19 protein-coding genes, 1 tRNA gene and 1 other RNA gene are annotated in these 25,779 nt (G+C 74.3%); 10 read left to right on the top strand and 11 right to left on the bottom strand.

The genetic code is table 11. The features are described 5' to 3' along the window. Nucleotides 1-115 precede the first annotated feature (115 nt). Nucleotides 116-1,402, bottom strand: coding sequence for an aspartate kinase (locus tag SJ20_RS01490; protein ID WP_036384130.1), 1,287 nt, complete (start codon nucleotides 1,400-1,402; stop codon nucleotides 116-118). Nucleotides 1,403-1,630: 228 nt separating this feature from the next. Here SJ20_RS01490 and SJ20_RS01495 point away from each other — a divergent pair, with 228 nt between their 5' ends. Then, nucleotides 1,631-2,644, top strand: coding sequence for an ABC transporter ATP-binding protein (locus SJ20_RS01495; protein WP_044658690.1), 1,014 nt, complete (start codon nucleotides 1,631-1,633; stop codon nucleotides 2,642-2,644). After that, a complete protein-coding gene (locus SJ20_RS01500) occupies nucleotides 2,641-3,897 on the top strand; it encodes a hypothetical protein (RefSeq protein WP_044658691.1) in 1,257 nt (418 codons plus the stop codon). The genes SJ20_RS01495 and SJ20_RS01500 overlap by 4 nt, the downstream gene beginning before the upstream one ends. Before the next feature lie 43 nt (nucleotides 3,898-3,940). On the opposite strand, the gene recR is transcribed toward SJ20_RS01500, so the two are convergent. Next, a complete protein-coding gene (gene recR, locus SJ20_RS01505; RefSeq protein WP_041102761.1) occupies nucleotides 3,941-4,540 on the bottom strand; it encodes a recombination mediator RecR in 600 nt (199 codons plus the stop codon). A gap of 115 nt (nucleotides 4,541-4,655) precedes the next feature. Further along, nucleotides 4,656-8,159 (bottom strand): DNA polymerase III subunit gamma and tau, encoded by a 3,504-nt coding sequence (locus SJ20_RS01510; RefSeq protein WP_044658692.1) that lies wholly within the window; start codon nucleotides 8,157-8,159, stop codon nucleotides 4,656-4,658. A 78-nt stretch (nucleotides 8,160-8,237) separates the two neighbouring features. Here SJ20_RS01510 and SJ20_RS01515 point away from each other — a divergent pair, with 78 nt between their 5' ends. Continuing rightward, nucleotides 8,238-8,903: a malonic semialdehyde reductase gene (locus tag SJ20_RS01515; RefSeq protein ID WP_044658693.1), complete on the top strand. Its 666-nt coding sequence runs from the start codon at nucleotides 8,238-8,240 to the stop codon at nucleotides 8,901-8,903. Nucleotides 8,904-8,942: 39 nt separating this feature from the next. Here the strand turns inward: SJ20_RS01515 and gluQRS are convergent, their stop codons facing one another. Next, nucleotides 8,943-9,929, bottom strand: coding sequence for a tRNA glutamyl-Q(34) synthetase GluQRS (gene gluQRS, locus SJ20_RS01520; RefSeq protein WP_044658694.1), 987 nt, complete (start codon nucleotides 9,927-9,929; stop codon nucleotides 8,943-8,945). Nucleotides 9,930-9,946: 17 nt separating this feature from the next. Then, nucleotides 9,947-10,043, bottom strand: an RNA gene (gene ffs, locus SJ20_RS11650) — signal recognition particle sRNA small type. A gap of 155 nt (nucleotides 10,044-10,198) precedes the next feature. On the opposite strand from ffs, the gene SJ20_RS01525 reads away from it, so the two are divergent. Next, nucleotides 10,199-10,284: transfer RNA gene (locus SJ20_RS01525), tRNA-Ser, on the top strand. Between the two features lie 217 nt (nucleotides 10,285-10,501). Beyond that, nucleotides 10,502-12,064: a sodium:alanine symporter family protein gene (locus SJ20_RS01530; protein WP_044658695.1), complete on the top strand. Its 1,563-nt coding sequence runs from the start codon at nucleotides 10,502-10,504 to the stop codon at nucleotides 12,062-12,064. 87 nt (nucleotides 12,065-12,151) lie between these two features. On the opposite strand, the gene poxB is transcribed toward SJ20_RS01530, so the two are convergent. Next, nucleotides 12,152-13,867: a ubiquinone-dependent pyruvate dehydrogenase gene (gene poxB, locus SJ20_RS01535; protein ID WP_044658696.1), complete on the bottom strand. Its 1,716-nt coding sequence runs from the start codon at nucleotides 13,865-13,867 to the stop codon at nucleotides 12,152-12,154. 130 nt (nucleotides 13,868-13,997) lie between these two features. Next, nucleotides 13,998-14,894 (bottom strand): haloacid dehalogenase, encoded by an 897-nt coding sequence (locus SJ20_RS01540; protein WP_044658697.1) that lies wholly within the window; start codon nucleotides 14,892-14,894, stop codon nucleotides 13,998-14,000. 114 nt (nucleotides 14,895-15,008) lie between these two features. Here SJ20_RS01540 and SJ20_RS01545 point away from each other — a divergent pair, with 114 nt between their 5' ends. Both SJ20_RS01545 and SJ20_RS01550 read left to right on the top strand, forming a co-directional pair. After that, on the top strand, nucleotides 15,009-15,941 hold the full coding sequence (locus tag SJ20_RS01545; RefSeq protein ID WP_044658698.1) for a tryptophan-rich sensory protein: 933 nt from the start codon (nucleotides 15,009-15,011) through the stop codon (nucleotides 15,939-15,941). Nucleotides 15,942-16,091: 150 nt separating this feature from the next. Then, nucleotides 16,092-17,072, top strand: coding sequence for a thermonuclease family protein (locus SJ20_RS01550; protein ID WP_044658699.1), 981 nt, complete (start codon nucleotides 16,092-16,094; stop codon nucleotides 17,070-17,072). 93 nt (nucleotides 17,073-17,165) lie between these two features. Here the strand turns inward: SJ20_RS01550 and SJ20_RS01555 are convergent, their stop codons facing one another. The 3 genes from SJ20_RS01555 to SJ20_RS01565 all read right to left on the bottom strand — a co-directional run bounded on the left by SJ20_RS01555 (nucleotide 17,166) and on the right by SJ20_RS01565 (nucleotide 20,888). Then, nucleotides 17,166-18,263 carry a YihY/virulence factor BrkB family protein gene (locus SJ20_RS01555; protein WP_235281211.1) on the bottom strand — a complete coding sequence of 366 codons (1,098 nt, stop codon included), beginning with the start codon at nucleotides 18,261-18,263 and terminating at the stop codon, nucleotides 17,166-17,168. 107 nt (nucleotides 18,264-18,370) lie between these two features. Further along, the gene (locus SJ20_RS01560; protein WP_044658701.1) at nucleotides 18,371-19,789 is read right to left on the bottom strand and encodes an L-serine ammonia-lyase; all 1,419 of its coding nucleotides are present in this window, start codon (nucleotides 19,787-19,789) and stop codon (nucleotides 18,371-18,373) included. Nucleotides 19,790-19,973: 184 nt separating this feature from the next. Beyond that, nucleotides 19,974-20,888 carry an NUDIX hydrolase gene (locus SJ20_RS01565; protein WP_044658702.1) on the bottom strand — a complete coding sequence of 305 codons (915 nt, stop codon included), beginning with the start codon at nucleotides 20,886-20,888 and terminating at the stop codon, nucleotides 19,974-19,976. 181 nt (nucleotides 20,889-21,069) lie between these two features. Here SJ20_RS01565 and SJ20_RS01570 point away from each other — a divergent pair, with 181 nt between their 5' ends. Genes SJ20_RS01570 through SJ20_RS11655 form a run of 3 tightly spaced genes read left to right on the top strand, consistent with a single transcriptional unit; the run spans nucleotide 21,070 to nucleotide 24,612 of the window. After that, nucleotides 21,070-21,852 carry an electron transfer flavoprotein subunit beta/FixA family protein gene (locus SJ20_RS01570; RefSeq protein WP_044658703.1) on the top strand — a complete coding sequence of 261 codons (783 nt, stop codon included), beginning with the start codon at nucleotides 21,070-21,072 and terminating at the stop codon, nucleotides 21,850-21,852. Further along, the gene (locus SJ20_RS01575) at nucleotides 21,849-22,886 is read left to right on the top strand and encodes an electron transfer flavoprotein subunit alpha/FixB family protein (protein ID WP_036315473.1); all 1,038 of its coding nucleotides are present in this window, start codon (nucleotides 21,849-21,851) and stop codon (nucleotides 22,884-22,886) included. The genes SJ20_RS01570 and SJ20_RS01575 overlap by 4 nt, the downstream gene beginning before the upstream one ends. A 52-nt stretch (nucleotides 22,887-22,938) precedes the next feature. After that, on the top strand, nucleotides 22,939-24,612 hold the full coding sequence (locus SJ20_RS11655; RefSeq protein WP_230277928.1) for a cytochrome b/b6 domain-containing protein: 1,674 nt from the start codon (nucleotides 22,939-22,941) through the stop codon (nucleotides 24,610-24,612). Nucleotides 24,613-24,748: 136 nt separating this feature from the next. On the opposite strand, the gene SJ20_RS01590 is transcribed toward SJ20_RS11655, so the two are convergent. Next, the gene (locus tag SJ20_RS01590; protein ID WP_044658713.1) at nucleotides 24,749-25,696 is read right to left on the bottom strand and encodes a PaaI family thioesterase; all 948 of its coding nucleotides are present in this window, start codon (nucleotides 25,694-25,696) and stop codon (nucleotides 24,749-24,751) included. Nucleotides 25,697-25,779: the final 83 nt, after the last annotated feature.

Consider the following 25,779-nt stretch of genomic DNA (forward strand, 5'->3'; position numbering starts at 1 on the left):
CCGGCCCCCTCGCTTTCGAACGTGGGATAGGCCCTATCTCACGTTCGAAAGCGTCCATTCGCCCCATTTCACGTTCGAAAGTCGCCCGGGCGGTGGGGCAGCGGCGGATGCGGCGTCAGCGGCCGGTGCCGCCGTAGACCGTGGCCTCCTCCTCGGCGTCGAGGCCGAAGGCGGCGTGCACGGCGCGGACGGCGTCGTCGAGCTTGCTCTCGGCGGTGACCACGGAGATGCGGATCTCCGAGGTGGAGATGAGGTCCACGTTCACGCCGGCGTCGGCGAGGGCCTTGAAGAAGGTGGCGGAGACGCCCGGGTTGGAGCGCATGCCCGCGCCGATCAGCGAGAGCTTGCCGATCTCCGGGTCCGAGACGATGTCCTGGAAGCCGATCCGGTCCTGGGCGGCGCGCAGGGCGGCCATGGCGTCCTTGCCCTCCACGATCGGCAGGGTGAAGGAGATGTCCGTGCGACCCGAGCCCTCGCGGGAGATGTTCTGCACGATCATGTCGATGTTCACGTTGGACACGGCGATCACGCGGAAGATCTCGGCGGCCTTGCCGGGCACGTCGGGGACGCCGACGATCGTGACCTTGCCCTCGGAGCGGTCGTGGGCGACGCCGGAGACGATGGGCTGTTCCATGGGAGCGCCTTCCTGAAGGGTGATGGTGTCGTTCGGGTCGGGCATGATCCAAGTGCCCTCGTGGTCGGAGAAGGAGGAGCGCACGTGCAGCGGCACGCCGAAGCGGCGCGCGTACTCCACGGAGCGCAGGTGCAGCACCTTGGATCCGGAGGCCGCCATCTCGAGGGTCTCCTCGGAGGAGAGCTCGGTGAGCTTGCGGGCGGTCGGCACGACGCGCGGGTCCGCCGAGTAGACGCCGTCCACGTCCGTGTAGATCTCGCACACGTCCGCGCCGAGCGCGGCGGCGAGGGCGACGGCCGTGGTGTCCGAGCCGCCGCGGCCCATGGTGGTGATGTCCTTGGACTCGGGGCTCATGCCCTGGAACCCGGCCACGATGGCCACGCGGCCGGCGTCGAGGGCCTCCTGCACGCGGTGGGGGTTGACCTTGACGATCCGGGCCCGGCCGTACGAGGTGTCCGTCAGCATGCCGGCCTGGGAGCCGGTGTAGGAGCGGGCCTCGACGCCCTCGGCGTGGATCGCCATCGCCAGCAGGGACATGGAGATGCGCTCGCCGGCCGAGAGCAGGATGTCCATCTCGCGCGCGGGCGCGTCCTGCGTGAGCTCGGCGGCGAGGTCGAGCAGCTCGTCCGTGGTGTCGCCCATGGCCGAGACCACGACGCACACGCGGTTCCCGGCCCGGACCGTGTCCGCGACGCGGCGGGCCACGCGCTGGATGCCGGCGGCGTCGGCCACGGAGGAGCCGCCGAACTTCTGGACGATGAGACTCATGGGTCGCTCCGGACGGGGTCGAGGGTCGGTTCGGGCCAAGTCTAGGGGCGCGCACCCGCGCGGGTCCGCCAGGTGAACCCCTGTTCCGGATGCTGGACCCGGCGCCCGCGGCCGGCCAGGACGACGGCGCCCGCGGCCCCGCCTGCGACCCCGGTCGGGCTGGGATCGGCGCCGAGATCATCCCCCGGGTGGATCCGCGTCCGAGCACGGCCCGGCAAGGATGGGGCCATGACCGCTCCAGCACCCCCGCCCGCCTCACCCGTCCTGGGAGCGGCCGCCCACGACGGGATCGTGGCCCACGGCCTCGCCCGCTCGTTCGGCGCCGTCCATGCGGTGCGGGACGTCTCCCTCACCGTGCCCGCCGGCTCCGTGACGGCCCTCGTCGGCCCGAACGGCTCGGGCAAGACCACGCTCCTGCTGATCCTGGCCACCCTGCTGCGCCCGGACGCCGGCGCCGTGTCCGTGGCCGGGGTGGACGCGGTACGCGAGCCCGTCGAGGCCCGGCGGCGGCTCGGCTGGATGCCCGACACCCTGGGCGTGTGGGAGGAGCTGACCTGCCACGACATCCTCGCCAGCCTGGGCCGGCTCTACGGCATGGGGAAGGCGGAGGCGTCGGCGCGCGCGGACGAGCAGCTCGCGTGGGTCGAGCTCACGGAGTTCGCCCACCGGCCCGCCCGCGTGCTCTCCCGCGGCCAGCAGCAGCGCCTGTCCCTGGCTCGGGCCACCGTGCACCGGCCCTCCGTCCTGCTCCTGGACGAACCCGCCAACGGCCTCGACCCGGCCGCCCGCATCCGGCTGCGGGACGACCTGCGCGCCATGGCCGCAGCCGGCACCGCTGTGCTCGTCTCCTCCCACGTGCTCGCCGAGCTCGAGGAGATGTCCGATCGCGCCGTGTTCCTCCGTGAGGGCGCCACGGTGGCCACCCAGGAGTTCCGCGCCGCCGACGACCTCGCCCGCCCCTACCGGATCGCAGGGCCCGACCCGTCGGCCCGGGACACCCTCGTCCGCGCCCTCGAGACCCGCGGCCTCGCCGTCACCGCGGCCACCGGCGCCGGCGCGGGCCAGCGCCGGGACGGCGTCGTGGTGCAGCTGCGGGGTGAGGCCGCCGCGGCCGCGCTGCTCGCGGACCTCGTGCGCGAGGGTGTGCTCGTCAGCCACTTCGCCCCGGAGGGCTCCCGCCTCGAGAACGCCTACCTGGGCCTCCATCTGGAGGGCCCCCGCACCGAAGGAGACCGGCCGTGAGCACCGCCGTCGCGACCTCGATCCACGACCGCCGCCCGCCGGAGCCGCAGCCGGGGGGACGCCTCGGCGCGGCCCAGGCCGTGGCCACCGTGGTGGGCATGGAACTGCGTCAGCGGCTGCGCTCGCGCGGCTGGTACGTGCTGTTGGGCGTCTTCTTCGTGGTGGTGGGGGCGGTGACCCTCGGCGCCCTCGGGCTGCGCGGCCTGGGCGTGGCGGAGATGGAGGCGTCCGGCCTGGAGCCGGAGCTGGCGGAGCAGCAGATGCGCGCCCTGGGGCGGACGCTCTTCGACGGCGTCCTGCTCTTCGTCCTCACCCTCTCGCTGCTGGTCTCGCCCGCCCTGGCGGCCAACGCGATCTCGGGCGACCGTGCCGGCGGCACCCTGGCCATCACCCAGGTCACCCTGCTGCGGACCGGGCACCTGATGGCGGGCAAGTGGCTGGCCGCGTGGATCGCCTCCGCCGCGTTCCTCGCGGCGGCGCTGCCGTGGCTCGCGGTCGCGGCCGTGGTGGGGCGCGTGTCCCCGTGGGCCGTGCTGGTGGGGCTCGTGTTGATCCTCGTGGAGTTCGGCATGATCGCGGGGATCGGCGTGGCCGTCTCGGCGATCGCCGGGCGCACGCTGTTCGCCGTCGTGGTGACGTACCTGATCGTGGCGGCGCTGACGATCGGCACCCTGGTGGCCTTCGGGCTGTCTCTGCAGTTCCTGCAGACCGAGGTGCGGGCCAACGACGCCGAGTTCGGCTCCATGACGGCGGAGCCGTTCACCGAGGCGGAGCTCGAGAAGATGACCCCGGAGGAGGCGGAGCAGGCCTGGGCCGAGTGGGAGGCGGCGCACCCGGAGCTGTACGACGGGATCGCCGACCGGTGCGTCGGCCCGGTGACCGCCCGGACGATCCCCGACCCGCGGCGCAGCGGATGGCTGCTCGCGGCGAACCCCTACGCCGTCCTCGCGGATGCCTCCCCCTGGGAGGGCGGGCTCGTCGAGGACGGGACCCGGGCGGATCCCGGGCCGCTCAACCTGCTGTCCGTGGGGCTGCGCTGGACCCAGCGTGACCCCGTCCGGGACGTCGAGTGCCTCGACGGCGAGCTGCGCGGTCTCGACAGCACCGGCGTGCCGGACCGGCAGGGCACCTGGCCGGTGTGGCCGCTCGGTCTGGCGATGCAGGGTGTGCTGGTGGCCGGGCTGGGCTGGTGGGGCCACCGTCGCCTGGACACCCCGGCCGGGCGGCTGCCCGCCGGCACGCGCGTGGCCTGAGCCGGGCCGGCGTCGGGCGGGGCCTGCTCGACGCCGGCCGGTGTCAGCCGCTGATCAGACGACGTCCCTCGAAGGCGCGGCCGAGGGTGACCTCGTCCGCGTACTCGAGGTCCCCGCCGACGGGCAGACCGGAGGCCAGGCGCGTGACGCGGATGCCCGTGGCGCCGAGGAGGCGGCCGAGGTAGGTGGCCGTGGCCTCGCCCTCGAGGTTGGGATCCGTGGCGAGGATGACCTCCTGCACGGCCTCGTCCTGCAGCCGGGTGAGCAGCTCGCGGACGTGCAGCTGCTCGGGGCCGATGCCGGCGATCGGATTGATGGCCCCGCCGAGCACGTGGTAGCGGCCCCGGAAGGCGCGGGTGCGCTCCATGGCCATGACGTCCTGCGACTCCTCGACGACGCAGATCTGGGAGCGGTCCCGGCGTTCATCCCGGCAGAGCGAGCACACCTCGTCCTCGGAGACGTTGAAGCAGACCGAGCACAGCCGCACCCTGTCCTTGACCGTGCGGATGGCGTCCGCGAGCCGCAGCATGTCCTCCCGGTCCGCCTCCAGCATGTGGAAGGCGATGCGCTGGGCGGACTTCGGCCCGATGCCCGGCAGGCGGCCGAGCTCGTCGATCAGGTCCTGCACCGCGCCCTGGTACATCCGTCCCCCTCGTCCGATGGTGCGTCTCGTGGGGCGTGCGCCCCGACGCGGCGCCGTGGTCCGGCGCCGCGTCCATCATGCCCGCGGCCCCGGACGGCGTACGGGCGCGTTCGCCTCAGGCGTCGTTGGGGCGTTCCTCGAGCAGACGGCCGCCGAGCACCCGTTCGACGACGGCCCGGCCCACGAGGCCCGAGTCCTCGAGCGGGACGTCGTCGTCGCTGGCGACCTCGTCCTCCCACCCCACACCGGACGTCGCCGGGGCGGCGGGGCCGGTGTCGGCGGGCCGGGCCGGGCCGCGGCCCTGGGCGGCCTCGCGGGCGGCGCGGATGGCCGCGGCCCGCGCGTCCAACGACGGCAGCGCCGAGGCTCCCCCGGCGGGCTCGACGTCGGCGGGGCGCGCCCCGAGCGAGGCCGCGCTCGGCCGGCCCCCGGCGGGGGAGCCCGGCGAGGCGTCCGGGTCGGGGCCACCGGGAGCGCCGGGGCCGCCGCCCGTCCCGCCGCCGCCGCTCGAGCCCGCGTTCACCGGAGGCTCGAGGGGCCCACCGGCCCGCAGCCGCTCCATGAGCCGCGGGTACATGCTCGCCGGATGGCCCGAACCCGGGAAGTCCGAACCGGTCGGGCCGGCAGCCGCGCGTGGCGCGGCGTCCGCGTCGTCGGCGGGCACGCCCGGGTCAGGGGTCGCGTCGGCCGTGGGCGAGCCCGTGGGGCGCCGCTCCTCGTCCGAGGACGGGCCGGCGCCCGAGGCGGCCGGGTGGAGATCGCGTCGCTCCGTGGCCGCTGCGTCGTCGTCCGGGGCGGGCGACGGCGTGGCAGGCCGGGCGGAGTCACCGTCCGCGGCCGCGCCCGCGCCGTCGTCGAAGCCGGCGGGACGGGTCGCGCCGAAGCGCTTCGCGAACTCCGCGCGCAGCTCCGCCTCGGGTCGGGCGAACACGGGGATCGAGTGCTCCTCCTCGCGGACCAGCGGCCCCGGGTCGTAGGCCCGACGGACCTCCTCGGCGCTCGGCTCGCTCTCGCCAGGGGCCGGGGCGTCGGGCCGGACCGGGGAGTCCTGGCCGGCGTCCGGCGCGGCGCCGCCGGGGGCCGGCGCGGCCTGCGGCGGCGCCCCCCAGTCCTCGACCGACGGCACGGGGCCGTCCCAGCCGGCGGCGCCGACGGGCCGCTCCTCGGCGTCGCGGGCCGGCGGGGTCCAGCCCTCGGGGCCGTCCGAGTCGTCCTGCTCCGCGTCCGGGTCGAACGCGGGCAGCGAGTCCCACGGGTCCTCCTCGGGCGGGGGAGCATCCTCCCAGGCGGGCGGCTCCCCGTCCGGGCCGCCCCAGCCGTCCGCCGGCGGGGCGGGGGCGGGCGTCGTCGACGACGTCGGCGTCGGCCCCCAGGAGGTGGCGGGAGCCGCGGGCGTCCAGGCGGGGGACGGCTGCGGCGTCTGACGCTGCTGCGTGGCCCGGGGCGGAACGGCCGGCGGCGCCGGATCGTCCTCCGCGGTGGGGGGTGCGGCGGAGCGCGGCGGGGTGGGGCGGGAGGACTCCGGCTCGCGCGGGGCCTGCCCCGGTGCCGGAGCGGGCCGGTTCGGCTGCGCCGTCGGTCGGTCGGGCCGGCCCTGCTGCGGGGCCGGACGCTCAGGCCGGTCCGTCCGCGCCGGGCCGGCCGGGCGAGCGCCGGACTGTGCGCGGGCGTCCCCGGTCGGCGCGTCCCCACCGAGGATCAGATCGAGCCGCGGGCGGATGCCGAGCACCTGGTGGACGGCCTCGCCGAGCACGCGGTCGCCGCCCCGGCCGAGCAGCGACTGGCGGGGCCCGTCCTGCTGGAAGCCGATCGTCAGCAACGAGCCGTCGTAGCCCGCGACGCTCGCGTTGTCCTTCACCAGCATCCACACCAGGCGTGAGGCGTCCTCGAGGGCCGTGAGGATGTCCGGCCAGGCCCGGCGGATCATCTCCACCTGGCTCGCCGCCGGGGCGGGCGTGGGGCTCGACGGCGCGGCCGTCTCCTCCGGCCCGTGGGCGGGGACCGGCGCGGCACCGGTGCGCTCCTGGGCCTGGGACCGGCCCTCGGGCTCGGGCCGGCCCTCAGGCTCGGGCCGGCCCTCAGGCTCGGGGCGGCTCCCGGCCTCCGGGCGGCGCGTGTCCCCGGAAGGGGCCCCGACCTCAGCCGGTTCGGGCCGCTTGGGCTGCGGCGCCTGCTGCGGACGCTCGGACCCCGTGGCCCCGGCGGCGGCGTCCCCCTCCGGCGCCTCTGCCACGGACTGCGGGGCAGGCGGCGTCCAGCGCTCCGGCGGGGCGGTGGACGCGGTCGGCGCGGGCTCCTCCGGCCGCCGCATGGCGGCCCGGGCGAGCGCGGCGCCGGTCAGAGTGCCGGAGCCCTCCGCGTTCTCGGCCGATCCGCCGCCGTCCGCGGCGGGCGTGCCGGACCGGGCCGGCGTCGTCGTGCCCTCGGAGGCGCCGTCCTCGACGGGCGCGGCGCCACCGAGCTCGAGGCGCCGTTCGAGGGCCTCGAGGCGGGCGGCCAGGCCGCGGTGCGTCTCGTCCGAGGCAGGCAGCAGCAGGCGCGCCATGAGCAGCTCGAGGTGCAGGCGGGGACTGGTGGCCCCCACCATGTCCGTCAGCGCGAGGTTGGTGATGTCCGCGAGGCGGGAGAGCTCCGCGCGGGAGAGCTGCGCGGCCTGCGCCGACAGACGCCGCACCTGGTCCTCCGGCATGCCGTGCAGGATCGCCCCGGCCTCCTCCGGCAGGGCACGGGCGATCACGAGGTCGCGGAAGCGGTCCAGCAGGTCCTCGACGAAGCGGCGCGGGTCCTGGCCGGACTGCACCACGCGGTCCACCACGCGGAACACGGTGGGGGTGTCGTCCGCGGCGACGGCGTCGATCACGTCGTCCAGCAGGGCTTCCGGGGTGAAGCCGAGCAGGCTCACCGCGAGCTCGTACGAGACCTGGCCCTCCTGGGCGCCCGCGATCAGCTGGTCCAGCACGGAGAGCGTGTCACGCACCGAGCCCGTGCCGGCGCGCACCACGAGCGGCAGCACGCCCTTCTCCACGGACACGCCCTCCTCCGCGCACAGCTGCTCGAGGTAGGCGATGAGCGGCTCCGGCGGCACGAGCCGGAACGGGTAGTGATGGGTGCGGGAGCGGATGGTCCCGATGACCTTCTCCGGCTCCGTGGTGGCGAAGATGAACTTCAGGTGCTCCGGCGGCTCCTCCACGATCTTGAGCAGCGCGTTGAACCCCGCCGCGGTGACCATGTGCGCCTCGTCGATGATGAGGATCTTGTAGCGATCCCGGACCGGGGCGAACGTGGCCCGCTCGCGCAGGCCGCGGGCGTCCTCCACACCGCCGTGCGAGGCCGCGTCGATCTCCAGCACGTCCAGCGAGCCCGGCCCGCCGGTGGCCAGGTCCCGGCACGAGTCGCACTCGCCGCACGGCGTGGGCGTGGGGCCCTGGGCGCAGTTCAGGCAGCGCGCGAGGATGCGGGCGGACGTGGTCTTGCCGCAGCCGCGCGGGCCGGAGAAGAGGTAGGCGTGGTTCACGCGGTCCTTCGCCAGTGCGGTGCGCAGCGGGACCGTGACATGGTCCTGCCCGATCACGTCCTCGAAACGGTCCGGGCGGTAGCGGCGATACAGGGCGGTGCTCACCCTCGAAAGCCTATCCGGCGGGCGGACGGGCTAAGGGAGCCGGGGAATGCGCACGCCCGCCGGCCCGTTCCCTGGCCCATGACCACCACGCACATGCACACCGACGCCGAGGACACGATCCACCCCACGCAGCCGGCCCCGGACGCGGGACCGCTGAGCCAGGCCGAGATCGACCGCCTCTTCGCGGACCGCCACACGACGCAGCTCTTCTCGGACGAGCCCGTCGACCTCGCGCTGATCGAGCGGGCCTACGCGGACCTCCGCTGGGCGCCGACCGCCATGAACAACCAGCCGCTGCGGCTCGACGTCGTGGACAGCCCCGAGGCCCGCGCCCGCCTGGCCCCGCTCATGATCGAGTTCAACCGGGAGAAGACGGAGCGCGCCCCGCTCACGCTGATCGCCTCCTACGACCTCGACTGGCACCGCCACATGGGCCACCTCGCCCCGTTCCGGGAGGGCTTCGAGGAGGATGCCGAGGGCAAGCCGGGCATGCGCGAGGGGATGGGCCGCACGAACGCGCTCATCCAGGTGGGCTACCTGCTCGTCGCCCTGCGCGCGCACGGGCTCGAGATCGGTCCCATGGCCGGGTTCGACGCCGCCGCCGTGGACGCCGAGTTCCATGCGGACCGTGCGTGGAAGTCCCTCCTGGTGATCAACGTGGGCCACGCCGCCGCGGACGACGAGAAGGCGCAGCAGCCCCGCCAGGGCCGCCTCGACTTCGACCAGGCCGCCCAGGTCCTCTGACCGGGGCCGGGCCTGCGGCGGACCAGGGCGCCGGCCCGCTCAGAGCCCGGTGAACACCCACGGATCACGCGGCAGGGCGGCCGGGTCGAACGCGGGCACGGCGGCCGCCAGCGGTCCCGCGGGCAGGCCGAGGGACTCCAGCAGCCGGTCCCGCACCCGCTCGGGGGTCCACGCCGGGTCCTGCGCGGCGAGGTCCTTGAGGGTCACGGCGCCGTCCCGCTTGGCCAGCCGCCGCCCCTCCGTGTTCAGCACGAGCGGCACGTGCAGGTACTCCACCGCAGGCGTCGGCTCCCCGCGCGCGGCGCACAGCGCCTCGGCCAGCCAGCGCTGGCGCGGGGCCGAGTCGAGCAGGTCGTCGCCGCGGACCACCTGGTCCACGCCCTGCGCCAGGTCGTCCACGACGACGGCCAGGTTGTACGCGTACGCCCCGTCGTTCCGGCGCAGCACCAGGTCGTCGACCAGGCCCGTGACCTCGCCGTGCAGCACGTCCACGGCGGTGGCGCGCGGGATCTCGCCCGCCGGCAGGCCCGCGACCTTCGCCGCATCGATCCGCAGGGCGGCGGGGCGCACCCGCCGTCGCTCGGCCCGCTCGGCCTCGGTCAGGCCGCGGCAGGTGCCCGGATAGAAGCCGGGCGGACGCAGCGGCACGGTGCCGCCGGAGGCGGGGGCACCGTCGTCGGGCCTCGGGTGCGGGGCCGACGTCGCCTCGGCGATGTCCTTGCGCGAGCAGAAGCACTCGTAGACCGCGTCCGCGCCGTGCGCGGCGCGCAGGGCGGCCACGGCGGCGTCGTACAGGGCGGTGCGCTCGGACTGGCGCACCGGCTCGGCGTCCCAGTCCAGCCCGACGGCGGCCAGGTCCGCCCGCTGCCCGGCCTCGGCCCCGGAGCGAACGCGGTCCAGGTCCTCGACCCGCAGCAGGAAGGCGCGGTCCGTGGCGCGCGCCGCGAGCCACGCGACGAGCGCGGTGCGCAGGTTGCCCAGGTGCAGGCTTCCCGTGGGGGAGGGGGCGTAGCGTCCGGCGGGCATGGGATCTCCTGGGGGAAAGTGAAGACCCCTCACGCACCTGCCAGAGCCCACCTACCCTTGCTACCTTCCGGTCCTGGGGGAGTTCAGCGAGATGACACCACGTGAGGGGCCGCCCACGACTCTACCAGGGCGGCGGTGGGCGGGGCGATTCGGGCCGCGGCGAGACCCGGACCGGGCCCTCGCCTCCCGCGGGGGATTGGCGCGGCCCAGGACGATCTGGTTATGATGGAGCCTGCCCTCGCGCGGTCCGCCGCATGAGGGCGCACCAAGGAGGATTCGCCTAGCGGCCTATGGCGCACGCCTGGAACGCGTGTTGGGTTAACAGCCCTCGGGGGTTCAAATCCCCCATCCTCCGCGGGCAAGCCCCGGGACCCCAGTGGTTCCGGGGCTTTTCGCATGTCCGGGGCCGCTGTCGTCGCGGGCCGCGCGCCCGGATTCCCGATCCGCCACGCTGGATGCGAGACGCGGGTCACATTTGCGCGTATCCTTCTCCCCAGTCGTCCGGGACCGCCGGCGGCCGCCGCTCGGAGCTCGCACCGCACCGGCCATCCCCACCCCGATCTGGAGACCCCATGTCCTTCGCAGATCTCATCACCGCCGTGAACGACGTCATCTGGTCCCCGGCCCTGATCTGGCTCTGCCTGATCGTCGGCCTCTACTTCACCATCCGGACCATGTTCCTGCAGTTCGTGAACATCCCGGACATGGTGAAGCAGCTCCGCGAGGGCCAGGACTCCGCGGACGGCACCTCGTCCCTCCAGTCCCTCATGATGTCGCTCGCCGGCCGCGTCGGCATGGGCAACATCGGCGGCGTCGCCACAGCCATCGCGTTCGGCGGCCCCGGTGCCGTGTTCTGGATGTGGGTCATGGCCCTGCTCGGCGCCGCCACGTCCTTCATCGAGTCCACGCTCGGCCAGATCTACAAGGAGCGCGACCCGGACACCGGCGAGTACCGCGGCGGCCCGGCGTACTACTTCGAGAAGGCCTACAAGCACACGGCCGCCGCCCCCGCGTTCAAGGTGTACGCGATCCTGTTCGCCGTCGTCACCGTCTTCGCCACCAGCTACTTCCTGCCGGGCGTGCAGGCCAACGGCGTGGCCGCGGCCGTGGGCGAGGCGTGGGCCGTGCCCGCCTGGGTCGTGGCCCTGGCCATGGTCATCCTGCTGGCCTTCATCGTCCTGGGCGGCGTGAAGCGCATCGCGACGTTCGCCGTCTACGTGGTGCCCGTGATGGCCGTGCTGTACATCATCCTCGCGCTGATCGTGCTGTTCCTGAACTTCGACCAGATCCCCGAGGTCTTCGGCTCCATCTTCGCCAGCGCGTTCGGCGTGCACGCCGTGTTCGGCGCGATCCTCGGCCTCGCCATCCAGTGGGGCGTGAAGCGCGGCGTCTACTCCAACGAGGCCGGCCAGGGCACGGGCCCGCACGCCGCCGCGGCCGCCGAGGTCTCGCACCCGGCAAAGCAGGGCTTCGTGCAGGCGTTCGCCGTGTACATCGACACGCTCTTCGTCTGCTCGGCCACCGCGTTCATCATCATCTCCACGGGCGCCTACCGGGTGTACTCGGACGGGTCCGGCTCCGGCCTGCTGTTCGAGGGCATCGTCTCGCCGACGGCCTCCGAGGGCCCGGCCTTCGTCCAGACCGGCTTCGACGCCGTGTTCTCCGGCTTCGGCCCCACGTTCGTGGCCGTGGCGCTGGCGTTCTTCGCCTTCACCACGATCGTGGCGTACTACTACATGGCCGAGGTCAACATCGTGTTCCTCACGCGCAACCTGCGCAACGGCATGGTCCGCCGCGTCGCGCTGCGCTTCCTGCAGGCCCTGATCCTCGTGTCGGTGGCCTACGGCGCCGTCGCCACCACGGGTGCGGCCTGGGGCCTCGGCGACATCGGCGTGGGCTCCATGGCCTGGCTGAACATCCTCGGCATCCTGGTGCTGCAGGGCCCGGCCCTCAAGGCCCTCAAGGACTACCGCGCACAGAAGCGCCAGGGTCTCGACCCGCAGTTCGACCCGCGCCCGCTCGGCATCCGCAACGCGGACTTCTGGGAGCACCGCGCCGACGGCCTGATCACCCAGGGCGTCGCCGGCACGGCCGAGCACCCGATCGTCGCCGAGGGCGGCGCCCACCGCGCCTGACCTACCGGCGGGGCTGGGCTCTCCCCGCCCCACCACGACGACGGCCCGGACGCCGCCAGCGTCCGGGGCGTCGTCGTGCGCGGCAGGTCAGAAGAGCTGGCGCAGGTTCGCCTTGGCGAGGTCGAGCAGCTTGGTGCCCTTGCCGTCGAGGACGGTGCGCATGGCGTAGAGCGCGAACCCCTTGGCCTGCTCGAACTCGATGCTCGGCGGGATCGTCAGCTCCTGACGCTCGGTCTTGACCACCAGCAGCGCCGGCCCGTCGTGGGCGAGGAACTCGCGCATCACCGCGGGCAGGTCCGTCGTGTGGTCCGCGCGGAAGCCCTTGATGCCGACCGCCTCCGCGATCGCCGCGAAGTCCGGGTTCTCCAGGCCCGTCCCATAGGGGACGAACCCGGCGGCCATCATCTCGAGCTCCACGAAGTTCAGCGAGTCGTTGTCGAACACGAGCGTCTTCACGGGCAGGCCGTTCTGCACGAACGACAGCAGCTCGCCGAGCATCATGGCCAGCCCGCCGTCGCCGGCCATCGCCACCACCTGGCGGGTGGGGTCGACCGCCTGGGCGCCGACCGCCTGGGTGACCGCGTTGGCCATGGAGCCGTGGGACAGGGAGCCGATGATCCGGCGGCGCCCGTTCATCGTCAGGTACCGGGAGGCCCAGATCACGGGGGAGCCGACGTCGGGCAGGAACACCACGTCGTCGTCGGCCAGCTCGTCGAGGAGGCGGGCCACGTACTGCGGGTGCACGCGTCCGCGGCCCGGGGTGGCCAGCTGATCGAGGTCCTTGCGGGTCTTGGCGTAGTGCTTGAGCGCCTTGTCCAGGAACGCCGACGACGAGTTCCCGCGCAGCAGCGGCAGCAGGGCCTGGGCCGTCTCCTTCACACCGCCCACGAGCGGCACGTCCACGGCCACCCGTCGGCCGATCTGCTCGCCGCGCACGTCCACCTGGATGACCGTGGCGTCCTCGGGGTAGAACTGCCGGTACGGCAGGGAGGAGCCGAGGATCAGCAGCGTCTCGGCCTCCTTGAGCGCGTGGTAGCCGGAGGCGAAGCCGAGCAGGCCGGTCAAGCCGACGTCATACGGGTTGTCGTACTCGATCCGGTCCTTGCCGCGCAGCGCGTGGACGATCGGGGCCTGCAGGCGCTCCGCCAGGGCCACGACCTCGTCGTGGGCGCCGGCCGCACCCGCGCCGGCCAGGATGGTGATCCGCTTGGACGAGTCCAGGGCCTCGGCGGCCTCGCGCAGCACGGAGTCGGCCGGGATGACGCGGGACGGCGTGTGACGGATCACCTCGGGCTTCGCGGAGAGCTCGGTGAGGGCCACGTCGCCCGGGATCACGAGCACGGCCACGCCCCGCTGCTCGACGGCGGCCCGCATCGCGGTGCGCAGCATGCGGGGCATCTGGTCCGCCGAGGAGACGTGCTCCACGTAGACGGAGCACTCGCGGAACAGGTCCTGCGGGTGGGTCTCCTGGAAGTAGCCCGAGCCGATCTCCTCCGACGGGATGTGCGCGGCGATCGCGAGCACCGGGGTGCGGGAGCGCTGCGCGTCGAACAGGCCATTGATCAGGTGGAGGTTGCCCGGACCGCACGAGCCCACGCAGACCGCGAGCTCGTCCGTGAGCTGGGACTCGGCGGAGGCGGCGAAGGCCGCGGTCTCCTCGTGCCGGGTGTGCACCCACTGGATGCCGCCGTGGGAGCGCAGGGCCTCGGTCAGCCCGTTGAGGGAGTCCCCGGGCACGCCGTACATGCGGCGCACGCCCGAGGCGTGGAGGGTCTCGACGATGTTCTGGGCGACGGTGGCCACGGTGGAACCTCTCTCTGGTCGGGAGGCGCCCGGGCCGGTTCGGCAGGGGCGCGGCATTCCCTTCCACGCTAGGGGTCGAGGTCCAGGCCCGGGGAGGGTCGGCCGTCCGCAGAGGGGGCGTCCGGCCTGGTCAGCGCAGCAGGTCGCGCTCCACCCAGCGCAGCAGGGACTCGCCCGCCCGCTCGTGGACGTCGTCGGCGTCGCCGATGCCGCGTTCGGCGAGGATCGCCGCCGTCACCACGCCGTAGGGCTTCTCGGGGACGCCGTCGGCGGGCCGCACGTCCATGTGCTCCACGGCGAGTCCGCGCTCGTGCAGCCGGTCGGCCATGGCGTAGTCGCTGCGCGAGTCGCCCGCGGTGAGCCAGCGTTCGGGCACCGGGGTGCCCGCCTCCGCCAGCAGGTCGAAGCAGCGCTCGACGCCCAGGTCCTTGCCGGAGGAGCGGTGCTCGACGTCCACCGAGATCACCGAGGGGGCCACGCGCACCTCCTCGGCGAGTCCGCGCTCGGCGAGCAGATCCTCGACGCCCGCGGCGACGTCGTCGCGCACCCGCTCGTACTCCGTCTGGTCGGCGCCGACCGTCTTCTCGAGGGAGACCATGGCCAGCTTGGTGCGGTCGGTGAACTGCAGGTCCCCGGCGCGCTCATCGTTGAGGGCCCAGATCGCGTCACGGGTGTCCGCGTCGATGGCCATGTCCGGGTCGGTGCGGAGCCAGTCCGGGGCGGTGCCGTCCACGGTGACGTCGGGCAGGTCCCCGGAGGGCACCGCGGAGAACGGGAACCACACGGCGCCCTTCTCGCAGATCGCGTGGAAGGGAGCGTCGTCCGGGAGGCCCGCGTCGCGCAGCGGGGCGATCAGGTTGTGCAGGAGGAAGTCCGTGGAGCGGCCCGTGTTGAAGCCGACCGGCACCCCGCGCCTCGCGAGGCGGACGAGCACGTCGATGATCCCCTCCGGCACGGTCCGGGTCTCGGTGGAGGCCACGGGGCCGTCCACGTCCAGCAGGAGTCCTATCGGGGAGGAAGTGCGCATGCCCCCACCCTAGGCCGCGGTGGCCCGTGCCCGCGATGGGCCCGGCGGCTACGCTGACCCTGAGACCCGCCCCGCCCGGGGCGCACCCCCGACGATCACCCCACGGGAGCACCCATGAGCACCGCCACCGACCTCGGCCCGTCCCGCAGCCCCTTCGGCCCCGACGCCGCGGCGCGCGTCCCCAGCTCGGGGACGGGGCTGTCCTCGACGGGCGGCCGGGTGGCCATGCTCGTGGTCGTGATCCTCGCGGTCGTGGCCGCGTTCCTGGGCTCCGGCGTCGTCGGCGGCCTGACCCCCGTGGCCGAGGCCGCGGGCGGCCGGCTCGGCCCGGACGCCACCTGGGTGTCCCCGGCGACCCCCGCGTTCGGCATCTGGTCCGTGATCTACGCGGGTCTGCTGGCGTACGCCGTGTGGCAGTTCCTCCCCTCGGCCCAGTCCGCCCGTCACGACCGCCTGCGACCGTGGATCCTGGTCTCGGTGCTGCTCAACGCCGCGTGGATCTGGACGGTGCAGGCCGGGCTGCTGGGGCTGAGCGTCGTGGTGATCGCGCTGCTGCTGACGTGCCTGGCGTGGATCCTGGTGCTCCTCGAATCCGTCCGCGCGCACAGCTGGGGGGAGCGGATCCTCCTGGACGGGGTGCAGGGCCTGCATCTGGGCTGGGTCTCGATCGCCGCCGTGGCGAACCTGGCCGCGTGGCTGGCCTCGACCGGCGTCGTCGGCGATCCGGGGCAGTCGTCCCTCTGGGCGAAGGTGATGCTCGTGGTGGCCGTGCTGATCGGCGCGTTCACGGCCGTGTACAACGGCGGCCGCCCGGCTCCGGCGTTCGCGCTCGCGTGGGGTCTGGTGTGGATCGGCGTCGGCCGCGCGGACGGCACGGGGCTGCTCTCGGGCAGCCTCGCCCTCCTGGCGTGGGGCGGCGCGGCGATCGTCCTGCTGTGCTGGCTGGCCGCGCTGCTGCTCTCCCGCCGGTCCGCGACGGGCGAGGCCCGCGACCTCGTCCTCGACGCACTCGACGGCGGCGGCGACCCCATCGACGGCCGTCGCTGACCCCCGTCGTCATTGACGGAACGGGGACCGATGCTGTCGTGACGTGCGGCAACACCTGTGCCTCCCACATGCGATGATGTGGTGATCCGAAGGCCCCGCCTCACGGCGGGGCCTTCGTCATGTCCCCGTCCCTTCCCCTCCAGGATCCTCGTGCCCCTTGCCCGTCTGCGCGCGGCGCTCCCCGCGGCCGCACTGTCCCTGCTCCTGCTCACCGGCTGCACCGCCACCGACGACGGCGTCACCCCGGCGAGCGATGCCGACACCTCCGCGTCGGTCAGCACGATGCCGACGACGCCCACCCCCTCCGTCGACGGGGCTGCGACGAGCCGTGCCGCTGCGTCGTCGCTGGCCGCCTCCTCCGCCGCGCAGAGCTCGCGCGCCGCAGCGTCGTCCTCGAGCGGGGCCGCCGAGTCGCGTGCCGCTGAGGGCTCCCGCAGTGCCGAGCCGGCGGCGCCCGCCGCCCCGGCCGACGTCGAGGGAGACGTGGTCACGGTCGAGTCGATCTCGGACGGCGACACGCTCCGCGTGACCCTCGGCGAGGTGTCCACGCGGGTGCGCCTGCTCAACATCGACACCCCCGAGACCCACCACCCCTCGAAGCCGGTCGAGTGCATGGGACCGGAGGCGACGGCGGCGCTGAAGTCGATGATCAGCCCCGGCGACACGGTGGTGCTGCGGTACGATCGCCGGCTCTACGACCGCTACGACCGCCTCCTCGCCGGCGTGTACGCCGACGGCGTCCTGCTCAACGCCGAGATGGCCCGCCTGGGCTACGGCGAGCCGGCGGTCTTCGACGGCAACGACCGTTTCCTGCCCGAGGTCGAGGCGGCGTGGGAGGAGGCCCGGGCGAACGGCGTCGGCAGGTTCTCCGGGGAGTGCGGCACCGCGGCCGAGCCCATCCCGGAGGCGGCCCCGGCCCCCGCCCCGGAGGCGGCCCCCGCGGCCGGCGACGCGGGGCCGGTGAGCGGAGCCGACTCCGTGTGCCCGGACTCCCACCCGGTCAAGGCCAACGACAACTCGGGCATCTACCACATGCCCGGTCAGCAGCACTACGGCAAGACCAACGCGCGCCACTGCTACGCCTCCGCCGCCGCGGCCCAGGCGGACGGCTACCGCGCGGCCCGGCGCTGAGGGCCCCGCGCACGACGACGGCCGCCCACCTCGCCAGGTGAGCGGCCGTCATTGTCGGTGCGGAACGTGCGCTCGGCGCCGCGCCGGGTGCGGTCAGCGGCCCTCGTGGACGGCCCGCAGCTCGTAGCCGCGCTCCTCCACGGTCGTCTGCTTCTCGGCGCGCTTCTCCACCCCGGCCACGTCCTTCGGGGGCAGCTGCACCCGAGCCTCGGCGGGCAGGCCGGCCTCGAGCTGGCGGGCACGCTCCACCTCGGCGTCGACCTCCAGGCCGAGCAGCAGCACGATGTTGAAGATCCACAGGGCGAACAGCAGCGCCATGATCGTGCCGATCGCGCCGTACGCCGAGTAGCCGGCGAACTGCGTGAAGTACACGGACAGGGCCACCGCGGCCAGCACCATGCCCACCAGCGCCACGATGTTGCCGGGGCCGAAGAGGTGGAAACGCGGCTTCTGGACGTTCGGGGTGGTGTAGTACAGGGTCGCGATCAGCACCAGCAGGATCAAGACGACGACGGGCCACTTCACCCACGCCCACACCGGCAGGAACGTGTCCGAGAGGAAGTTCACCACGCCGGTCATGCCGAGCGGGCCGGCGATCGGCTGGAGGAAGCCGTCCACGAGCGAGCGGTTCAGCGCCAGCGAGAGCAGCACGACCACGATGCCCACGATCAGGATGAGCGTGGTGAGCAGGTTGCTCAGCGTCAGCTTCACCAGGCCGCGGCCCTCCTCGTAGCCGTACACCGTGTTGGCCGAGCGGTTGAACGCCTTCACGTACGCAGAGGCGGACCACAGGGCGGTCGCGATGCCGATGATGAGGGCGATGATCCCGCCGCCTGAACCGGCCGAGTCGCTCATGGTGGTCACCAGGTTCGTGACGAGCGGCTGGTAGTCGCTCGGGACCAGGCCGGTCAGCTGCCCCAGCAGATCGTCGATGGCCCCGCGGTTGGAGGCGAGCACGAGGGACAGGATGGAGAACACGGCCAGCAGCGAGGGGGCCAGCGAGAGCACCAGGTAGTAGGTGAGCTTCGCGGCCAGGTCGGTGCCGCCGTCGTTGCCGAACTCCTTGAGCGCGCGCGTGAGCGCGTACTTCCAGCCGGCGCCGTCGAGCTTCACGCCCTTGAGCCTCTCGGCACGCTGGTCGGGATCGATCTTCGCGGCCTCCAGGGTCGCGTCCACAGGATGAATGGCCACGTTGGTCCTCTCGCGCTCGGGGGCAGGGTGCGGATCGGGCCCCACGGTAGCGGACGGGTGCCCCGTCCGTCCCGACCGGAGCGGCGCTGGGCCGCGGACCCGGGCGATCAGCACTCGATGACGTTCACGGCCAGGCCGCCGCGCGAGGTCTCCTTGTACTTGGACTTCATGTCCGCGCCGGTGTCGCGCATGGTCGTGATGGCCTGATCCAGGGTCACCCGGTGCGAGCCGTCCCCGAGCAGCGCCAGCCGGGCCGCGTTGATGGCCTTCACGGACGCGATCGCGTTGCGTTCGATGCACGGCACCTGGACGAGGCCGCCCACGGGGTCGCACGTCAGCCCGAGGTTGTGCTCGATCCCGATCTCGGCCGCGTTCTCCACCTGGTCCACGGTGCCGCCGAGCACGGCGCACAGCGCGCCCGCCGCCATGGAGCAGGCCGAGCCGACCTCGCCCTGGCAGCCGACCTCGGCCCCGGAGATGGAGGCGTTGCGCTTGTACAGGATGCCGATCGCCGCCGCGGTGAGCAGGAACTCGACCACCTTGTCGTCCCGCTCCTGCTGCGTGGCGCCCTCGGGGAGCACGAAGCGCATGTAGTAGAGCATGACGGCCGGGATGATGCCCGCGGCGCCGTTCGTGGGCGCGGTGACGATGCGCCCGCCCGAGGCGTTCTCCTCGTTCACCGCGAGCGCGAAGAGGTTGACCCACTCCATGGCCCACATGGGGTCGGTGCGGTCGGTGGTCTGGAGCAGGTGCTCCCGCAGCGCGGGGGCCCGACGGCGGACCTGCAGTCCGCCGGGCAGGATCGGCTCGGTGCGGGACACGCCGTTGTGGACGCATTCCTCCATGACGGCCCAGATGGCCAGCAGCTGGGTGCGCAGCTCGTCGAGGTCGTGGCGGGTGGCCTCGTTGGCGAGCATGAGCTCCGCGATGCTCAGGCCCGCCTCGTGACAGCGGGCGGCGAGCTCGGCGCCCGTGGAGAAGGGGTACGGTTCGCCGGTGTCGCCGTCGTCGGTGCGGTTGACGTCCTTGGTGGCGTCCAACTCGGCCTCGAGCTCGTCCGAGGTGACCACGAAGCCGCCGCCCACGGAGTAGTAGTCGCGGGTGTGAAGCTGCTCGCCGGCGTCGTCGTAGGCGGTCAGGCGCATGCCGTTCGGATGCCCGGGCAGGGACTCGCGCAGGTGCAGCGTCAGGTCGCCCTGCCGGTCGAAGGCGATCTCGTGGCGCCCGTCCAGGGGCAGCCGACCGCCCGTGACGATCTCCGCCACGAGCCCGGTGCAGGCGTCCGGGTCGATGGTCTCGGGGTCCTGGCCGGCCAGGCCGAGCAGCACCGCGGTGTCCGAGCCGTGGCCCACGCCGGTGGCCGCCAGCGAGCCGAACAGCTCGGCGTGCACGCGGGCGGTGCGCTCGAGGACGCCGTGCTGGCCCATGCTGTCCGTGAAGCGGCGGGCGGCGCGCATGGGACCCACGGTGTGAGACGAGGACGGGCCGATGCCGATCGAGAACAGGTCGAGGACGCTGAGCGCCATGCAGTGCTCCTAGGGTGCGAGCGGGACGCGCGGTGGCCGGGGGTGGGGGCCGGACGCGCGGAGCCGGGTGATCCGGTGCAGACCAGACTAGGGGCACGGGGCCCTGCAGGCCATGGGGTCGCGGGTCGTGGCCCGCGGTGCTCTCCGGCCCGTCGCCCGCCGCACGGACCGGAGCCGGGAGCGCTCAGAGGATGTTGTCCTTGGACTCCTCCACCTGCGCGGCCGCGCGGAACGCCGTCAGGTCACGCAGATACTCGTCCGCGTGGGGGAACACGGGCCCCTGCCCGGCCACGAGCATGACCCCCTCGAGGGGCTCGAACCGGGAGCGGCCCGCGTGGATGTCCTCACCGGCGTCGACCAGGGTGCGCAGCTGCCACCACGTGGGGGCCATCAGGTTGACCTCGCCGGCCCGGAAGCGGCGCAGGAGCTCGGCGGGCGACGCCCAGCCGTGGCTGGCCGCCTCGGAGGACATCCGCTCGGGGGACTGGCCCTGCGGCAGGTGGACGGCGAAGAAGAACGTGTCGTAGCGGCGCGGGCCCCCGTGCGGGGTGATCCACCGGGACCACGGCACGAGCGCGCCGGCGTCGGGGCGCAGCCCCTCGCGGTCGAGCAGCTCCCCGAAGTCCACCTCGTGGCGCTCGACGGCGTCGCGCAGCTCGTCGGGGAACGCGGCCACCCGGGCCGGGTCCACGGGGGTGCCGGTGTCGGCGTCCCGGGCCAGGAGCACTCCGGTCTCCTCGAACGTCTCGCGGACGGCGGCGGCCAGCACGCGGCCGGCGCCGTCGGCGGGGTCGAGTTCCGCGAGGGTGCCGTGGGCGTCCGCGGGCTCGTGCGGCAGCCCCAGGCGCCGGCCCCAGTCGGCCAGATCCGTGCCCTCCCACAGCCTGTCCGGCAGGTCGTCCGCGGGGTCCACGCGGCCGCCGGGGAAGGCCGTGGCGTGGGCGCTGAAGGCCATGGTCCCGGCGCGGCGGACGGTGAACACCGAGGTCTCGCCGCCGGCCCCGGGCCGGACCAGCACGAGGGAGGAGGCGGGCGCCGCCGGGACCCGGGGCCGGTCCTCGGCGGCCGGCGGCTCGGCGGGCGGGGCGGCGGGGCTCACGGTGCCTCCTCGGTTCGGGCGATCATGGTCCGGACCCACGGGCCGACGACGACGGCGGCCCGGCCGCTCCCGCGCGCGGATCATGCGGCCCGGACGTGCGCGGACCCGTAGTCTGTAGCGTAAGTCACCGTGCTCGGGGCGGAGGCCCCGGGGCGAGACCGTGAGCCGAGGAGGAGAGGCCGTGAAGATCCTGGTGCTGGCCAAGCAGGTGCCGGACACGTGGCAGGAGCGTGAGCTGAGCCTGGAGACCGGCTGGGTGGTGCGCGATGGCGCGGCCGAGCCCGTGCCGGACGAGATCAGCGAGCGGGTCATGGAAGTCGCCCTGGGCTGGCGGGACGCCGGCGCGGACGTCGAGGTCGTGGCCCTGACCGTGGGCCCCGAGGACTCCTCGAAGACCCTGCGCAAGATGCTGGCCATGGGCGCAGACTCCGCCGTGCAGATCACCGACGACGCGCTCGTCGGCTCGGACGCCGTGGAGACGGCCCGTGTGATCGCCGCGGCCGTCGAGAAGGAGGGCGCCGACCTCGTGCTCGCCGGCACGGTGTCCACGGACGGCGGCACCGGCGTGGTGCCGGCCATGGTCGCCGAGCTCCTGGACCGGCCCTACCTGCCGCACGCCGAGGCCCCCGAGCTGACCGACGGCGAGCTGACCGGCACCGTGGCGACCTCGGACGCGGATGTGCGCGCCGCCGTCGCCCTGCCCGCCGTGGCGAGCCTGACGGAGAAGACCGCCGAGCCGCGGTTCCCGAACTTCAAGAACATCATGGCGGCCAAGAAGAAGCCGCTCACCGTGCTGTCCCTGGCCGACCTCGGCATCGCCGCGGGCCCGGCCGAGGCCGCCTACCGCTCCGTGATGGTCTCGGCGGACACGCGTCCCGAGCGCGCCGCGGGCGAGAAGATCACCGACGACGGCACCGCCGCCGAGCGGCTGGTGGAGTTCCTCGCGGGTCGGGGGCTCGTGTGAGCGCGAACGTGGAGGAGACCGAGATGACGACGCAGACCGACGCCGCGAACAGCGGTCAGACCGTGCTGGTGCACGCCGAGATCGGCGCGGACGGCGCGCTCCGCCCGGTCGTGGCCGAGCTGCTCGGCGCGGCCGCCACCGTGGGCGTGCCCGAGGCCGTCCTCGTGACCGATGCGGAGGGCAGGGACGCCGCCGTCGCCCGGCTGGGGGAGTACGGCGCCACGCGCGTCCACGTCCTCGTGGCCGACGACGCCGCCACCACCCTCGGCGACGCCGCCGTGCAGGCCCTCGCCGCCGCGGCCGCCCGCACCGCGCCCGTGGCCGTGCTGCTCTCCGGCAGTCCTGAGTCCCGCGCGGTGGCCGGCCGCCTGTCCGTCCGCGCCCGCGGCCCCGTCTGCGCGGATGCCGTGGGGCTGCGCTGGGCCGACGACGAGGTCATCGCCCGCCACTCCGTGTTCGGAGGCGACTACCTCAGCGAGTCCACCGGCGAGGGCGGCCCCCGGATCATCACCATGCGCCCCGGCGCCGTCGCGGACCGGGCCCCGGCCGTCGAGGCGCCCGAGGTCGTGGAGCTGGCCGCCGCCGAGCTGGGCCCGGTGACCGCCGGCGCCCGGGTGCTCGAGGTGAACGCCCGCACGCAGAACTCCGCCCGTCCGCCGTTGCGCGGCGCCAAGACCGTCGTCGCCGGCGGACGCGGCGTGGGCTCCGAGGAGGGCTTCGCGATCGTCGAGCAGCTCGCCGACGAGCTCGGCGCCGCCGTGGGCGCCTCGCGTGCCGCCGTCGACTCCGGCTACACCGCGGCCGAGCGCCAGGTGGGCCAGACCGGCGTGATCGTGTCCCCGAACCTGTACATCGCCCTCGGCATCTCCGGCGCCATCCAGCACCTGGCCGGCATGAAGACCGCCAAGACCATCGTGGCGATCGACAAGAACGAGGACGCCGAGATCTTCGAGCACGCCGACTTCGGCGTGGTCGGGGACATCTTCCAGGTGGTCCCGCAGGTCATCGAGCAGCTGCGCACCCGCCGCGGCTGAACCGGTGCGGGCGCGGTCCGCTGCGGACCGCGCCCCTCGGACGAGGAGAAGCATGCCCAAGCAGCGAATGGCCGGCTACGTCCCCCTGAAGGGCGCCCCGGCCGAGACCGAGCCCGCCCCCGCCCCGGCGCAGGACACCACGACGGCGGCCCCCGCCTCGGCCGCGGCCGCCGTCCCGGTGGCGCCGACCGCGCCGACGTCGGGCCTCACGCCCCTGTCCGCGCGACGCCGCATGGCCGGGTACGTCCCGTTCGCCCGCGAGGCCGAGTGGCTCGGCGGCGCCCCCGCCCCGGCCGCGGGATCGATCCCGGCCGCCGCCCCCGAGCCGATCGCCGCCTCGGCGTCCCCGACGCGGGCCCCCGCACCCGCGGAGACCGAGCCCGTCGTGCCGGACGTGGCGGCCGTCGTCGCCTCCGCGACCGGTGCGCCGGCCGCGGCCGGGGTGGGCGCTCCCGTGGAGTCCGACCTCGTGCCGCTCGCGAAGCGGCGACGCATGGCCGGGTACGTGCCGTTCGCCCGGGAGGGGGAGTGGTTCACCGAGCTCGCCGCCGTGGGCGGCCCCACCGCGCCGGAGACGGCGGCGCAGGAGGTCGTCGCCGAGCCGGCCACCGCCGAGCCCGCCGCCGCGGAGCCGGCCGATGCGGAACCGGCCGTCGCCGCCCCCGTGGCCGCGGCGCCGGCTGCGGAGCCGGCTCCCACCGCGCCGGACACCCGTTCGGCCCCGCCGGCCTCCACCGCGCAGCCGCCCCGGGCCGCCCCCGGGGCCGCCACCGGCACGCCCGCTCGGGCCGCGGAGACGGACGCCGCCGAATCCGCCGCCCCGTCCCGCCTGCGCAAGGCGCTGCCGGCGGTGGCCGGCGTCGTCGTGCTGGCGCTGCTCGCAGTGCTGGCCGGACGCTGGCTGCGGAGCCTCGACCCGGTGGCGGACTTCATCGCGACCTACGACGGGCACCCGGTCCTGCCCGAGGGCACCCCCGAGGGGATGCCCTGGTGGATGGGCTGGCAGCACTTCCTGAACATGTTCCTGATGGTGCTGATCATCCGGACGGGCCTGCAGATCCGTCACGAGACGCGGCCGCCGGCCAACTTCACTCCGACGAAGGACGGCCTGTTCTCCGCGCGGGGCAACACCCCGAAGAAGTTCTCGCTCACCATCTGGACGCACCAGGCCCTCGACGCGCTGTGGCTGCTCAACGGCGTGATCTTCGTGGTGCTGCTGATCGTCACCGGCCACTGGGCGCGGATCGTGCCCACGGACCCGCACGTGTTCCAGCACGCCCTGTCCGCCGGCATCCAGTACCTGTCCCTGGACTGGCCCACGGAGAACGGCTGGGTGCACTACAACGCGCTGCAGATGCTCTCCTACGCGCTGGTGGTGTTCGTGGCCGCCCCGCTCGCCGCCCTCACGGGCTGGCGCATGTCCTCGTGGTTCCCCACGGAGGCCAAGGGACTGAACAAGGCGTTCCCCATGGAGGTGGCCCGCAAGGTGCACTTCCCGGTGATGGTCTTCTTCGTGGCGTTCATCGTGGTGCACGTGTTCCTCGTGGCCTTCACGGGCCTGCTGACGAACTTGAACCACATGTACACCTCGCGGGGCGGTGCCACCGACGCGTGGGGCCTCGTGGTGTTCCTCGTGAGCGTGGCGGTCACCGCCGCCGCGTGGTTCTTCCTGAAGCCCGCCTTCACGGCCCCCGTGGCCTCCCGGTTCGGCACCGTGGGCCGCTGAGCCGGCCGCACGACGACGGCCCCTCCTCCTCCACCCGGGACTTTCGAACGTGATCTCGGGGGAATGAGCGCTTTCGAACGTGAGATAGGCCCTTTCTCACGTTCGAAAGCGCTCGGGTGCTCGGGCGTGCGGGGCGTCAGCTCCGGGCGGCGCGGAAGGTGACCTGCACCTGGACCATCGGCTTGTCGGCCACGGGGACGCCGTCGGCGCCGGCCGGCACGAGGTCCACGTCCACGAGGCGCAGGGACCGGCCGGCGTGCCGCACCCGCGTGAGGGCGACCATCTCGCCGTGGCCCGGGCGCACGAACACCACGTGCACGGCCTGGACGTCGTAGCGCTCGCGGTCCGGCATGGCCGCCTGCGCGGCGGTGACCGCCCGCAGCGTCATGGCCCCGCCGTGGACCGCGCCCGACGGGTTGGCCAGCTCCGGCTTCGGGGCGAAGCGGGCGCCCGCGGTCGGCGCCGCGGCGACGGCGGGGCGCGTGTCCGGATCGGCCGTCGGCAGCGACTCGGGGCGGGCGGCGAGCAGCTCCGGCATGGGCACACGGGTCTCGGCCCCGCGGGGCAGCCGTCCGGCGGCGACGAACTCGGCCATCCGCTCCGGCGCTCCGGCGGGCACCGACTGGAACCAGCCGGTCGCCTCGACCACGCGACGCCCGTCCGCGTCCTCGAGCCACGCGCGGGCCACGCCGCCGCCGGCATCCCAGGCCAGCGGGCGGGTCCAGCACTCCAGCAGCGGGCCGTCCTCGTCCCCGGCCGTGACCGCCGCCGCGTCGAAGGCGGGCAGCGGGCCGAGCACGTTGACCTGCAGCTCGGTGGTGACCACGGTCTCGATGTCCCGTGCCGCGTGGTGCACGGCCACCGCGGTGGCGTTGTCCATGATCACGGTGGCCGCCGCGCCGGTGGGCCGGCCGTCCAGGTCGAGGCACCACGGGCCGACCTCGAACGCGGCCGGGTTGAGGGCGCCGTCCCGCTCGGTCATCAGCGCGTGGCGGCGGATGCCGAACAGCTGTTCCGTGCGGCCGGAGGGGTGGGAGCGGGGGCCGGTGGGCGAGTCCGCGGTGGGGCTGGTGGTGGTCTGCACGGGGAGCACGCTAGCCCACGGCCCGGCGGCGACACGGCTGATCATTGGATGTCCTATTATCATGGTGACGACAGTCACACCCT

The sequence above is a fragment of the Micrococcus sp. MS-ASIII-49 genome (assembly GCF_000946635.1).
Taxonomy (GTDB): Bacteria; Actinomycetota; Actinomycetes; order Actinomycetales; family Micrococcaceae; genus Micrococcus; species Micrococcus luteus.

Coding starts and splice junctions, on each gene's coding strand:
- SJ20_RS01490 (WP_036384130.1), bottom strand. CDS start 1,402: ATGAGTCTCATCGTCCAGAAGTTCGGCGGCTCCTCCGTGGCCGACGCC.
- SJ20_RS01495 (WP_044658690.1), top strand. CDS start 1,631: ATGACCGCTCCAGCACCCCCGCCCGCCTCACCCGTCCTGGGAGCGGCC.
- recR (WP_041102761.1), bottom strand. CDS start 4,540: ATGTACCAGGGCGCGGTGCAGGACCTGATCGACGAGCTCGGCCGCCTG.
- SJ20_RS01515 (WP_044658693.1), top strand. CDS start 8,238: ATGACCACCACGCACATGCACACCGACGCCGAGGACACGATCCACCCC.
- gluQRS (WP_044658694.1), bottom strand. CDS start 9,929: ATGCCCGCCGGACGCTACGCCCCCTCCCCCACGGGAAGCCTGCACCTG.
- SJ20_RS01530 (WP_044658695.1), top strand. CDS start 10,502: ATGTCCTTCGCAGATCTCATCACCGCCGTGAACGACGTCATCTGGTCC.
- SJ20_RS01540 (WP_044658697.1), bottom strand. CDS start 14,894: ATGCGCACTTCCTCCCCGATAGGACTCCTGCTGGACGTGGACGGCCCC.
- SJ20_RS01545 (WP_044658698.1), top strand. CDS start 15,009: ATGAGCACCGCCACCGACCTCGGCCCGTCCCGCAGCCCCTTCGGCCCC.
- SJ20_RS01560 (WP_044658701.1), bottom strand. CDS start 19,789: ATGGCGCTCAGCGTCCTCGACCTGTTCTCGATCGGCATCGGCCCGTCC.
- SJ20_RS11655 (WP_230277928.1), top strand. CDS start 22,939: ATGCCCAAGCAGCGAATGGCCGGCTACGTCCCCCTGAAGGGCGCCCCG.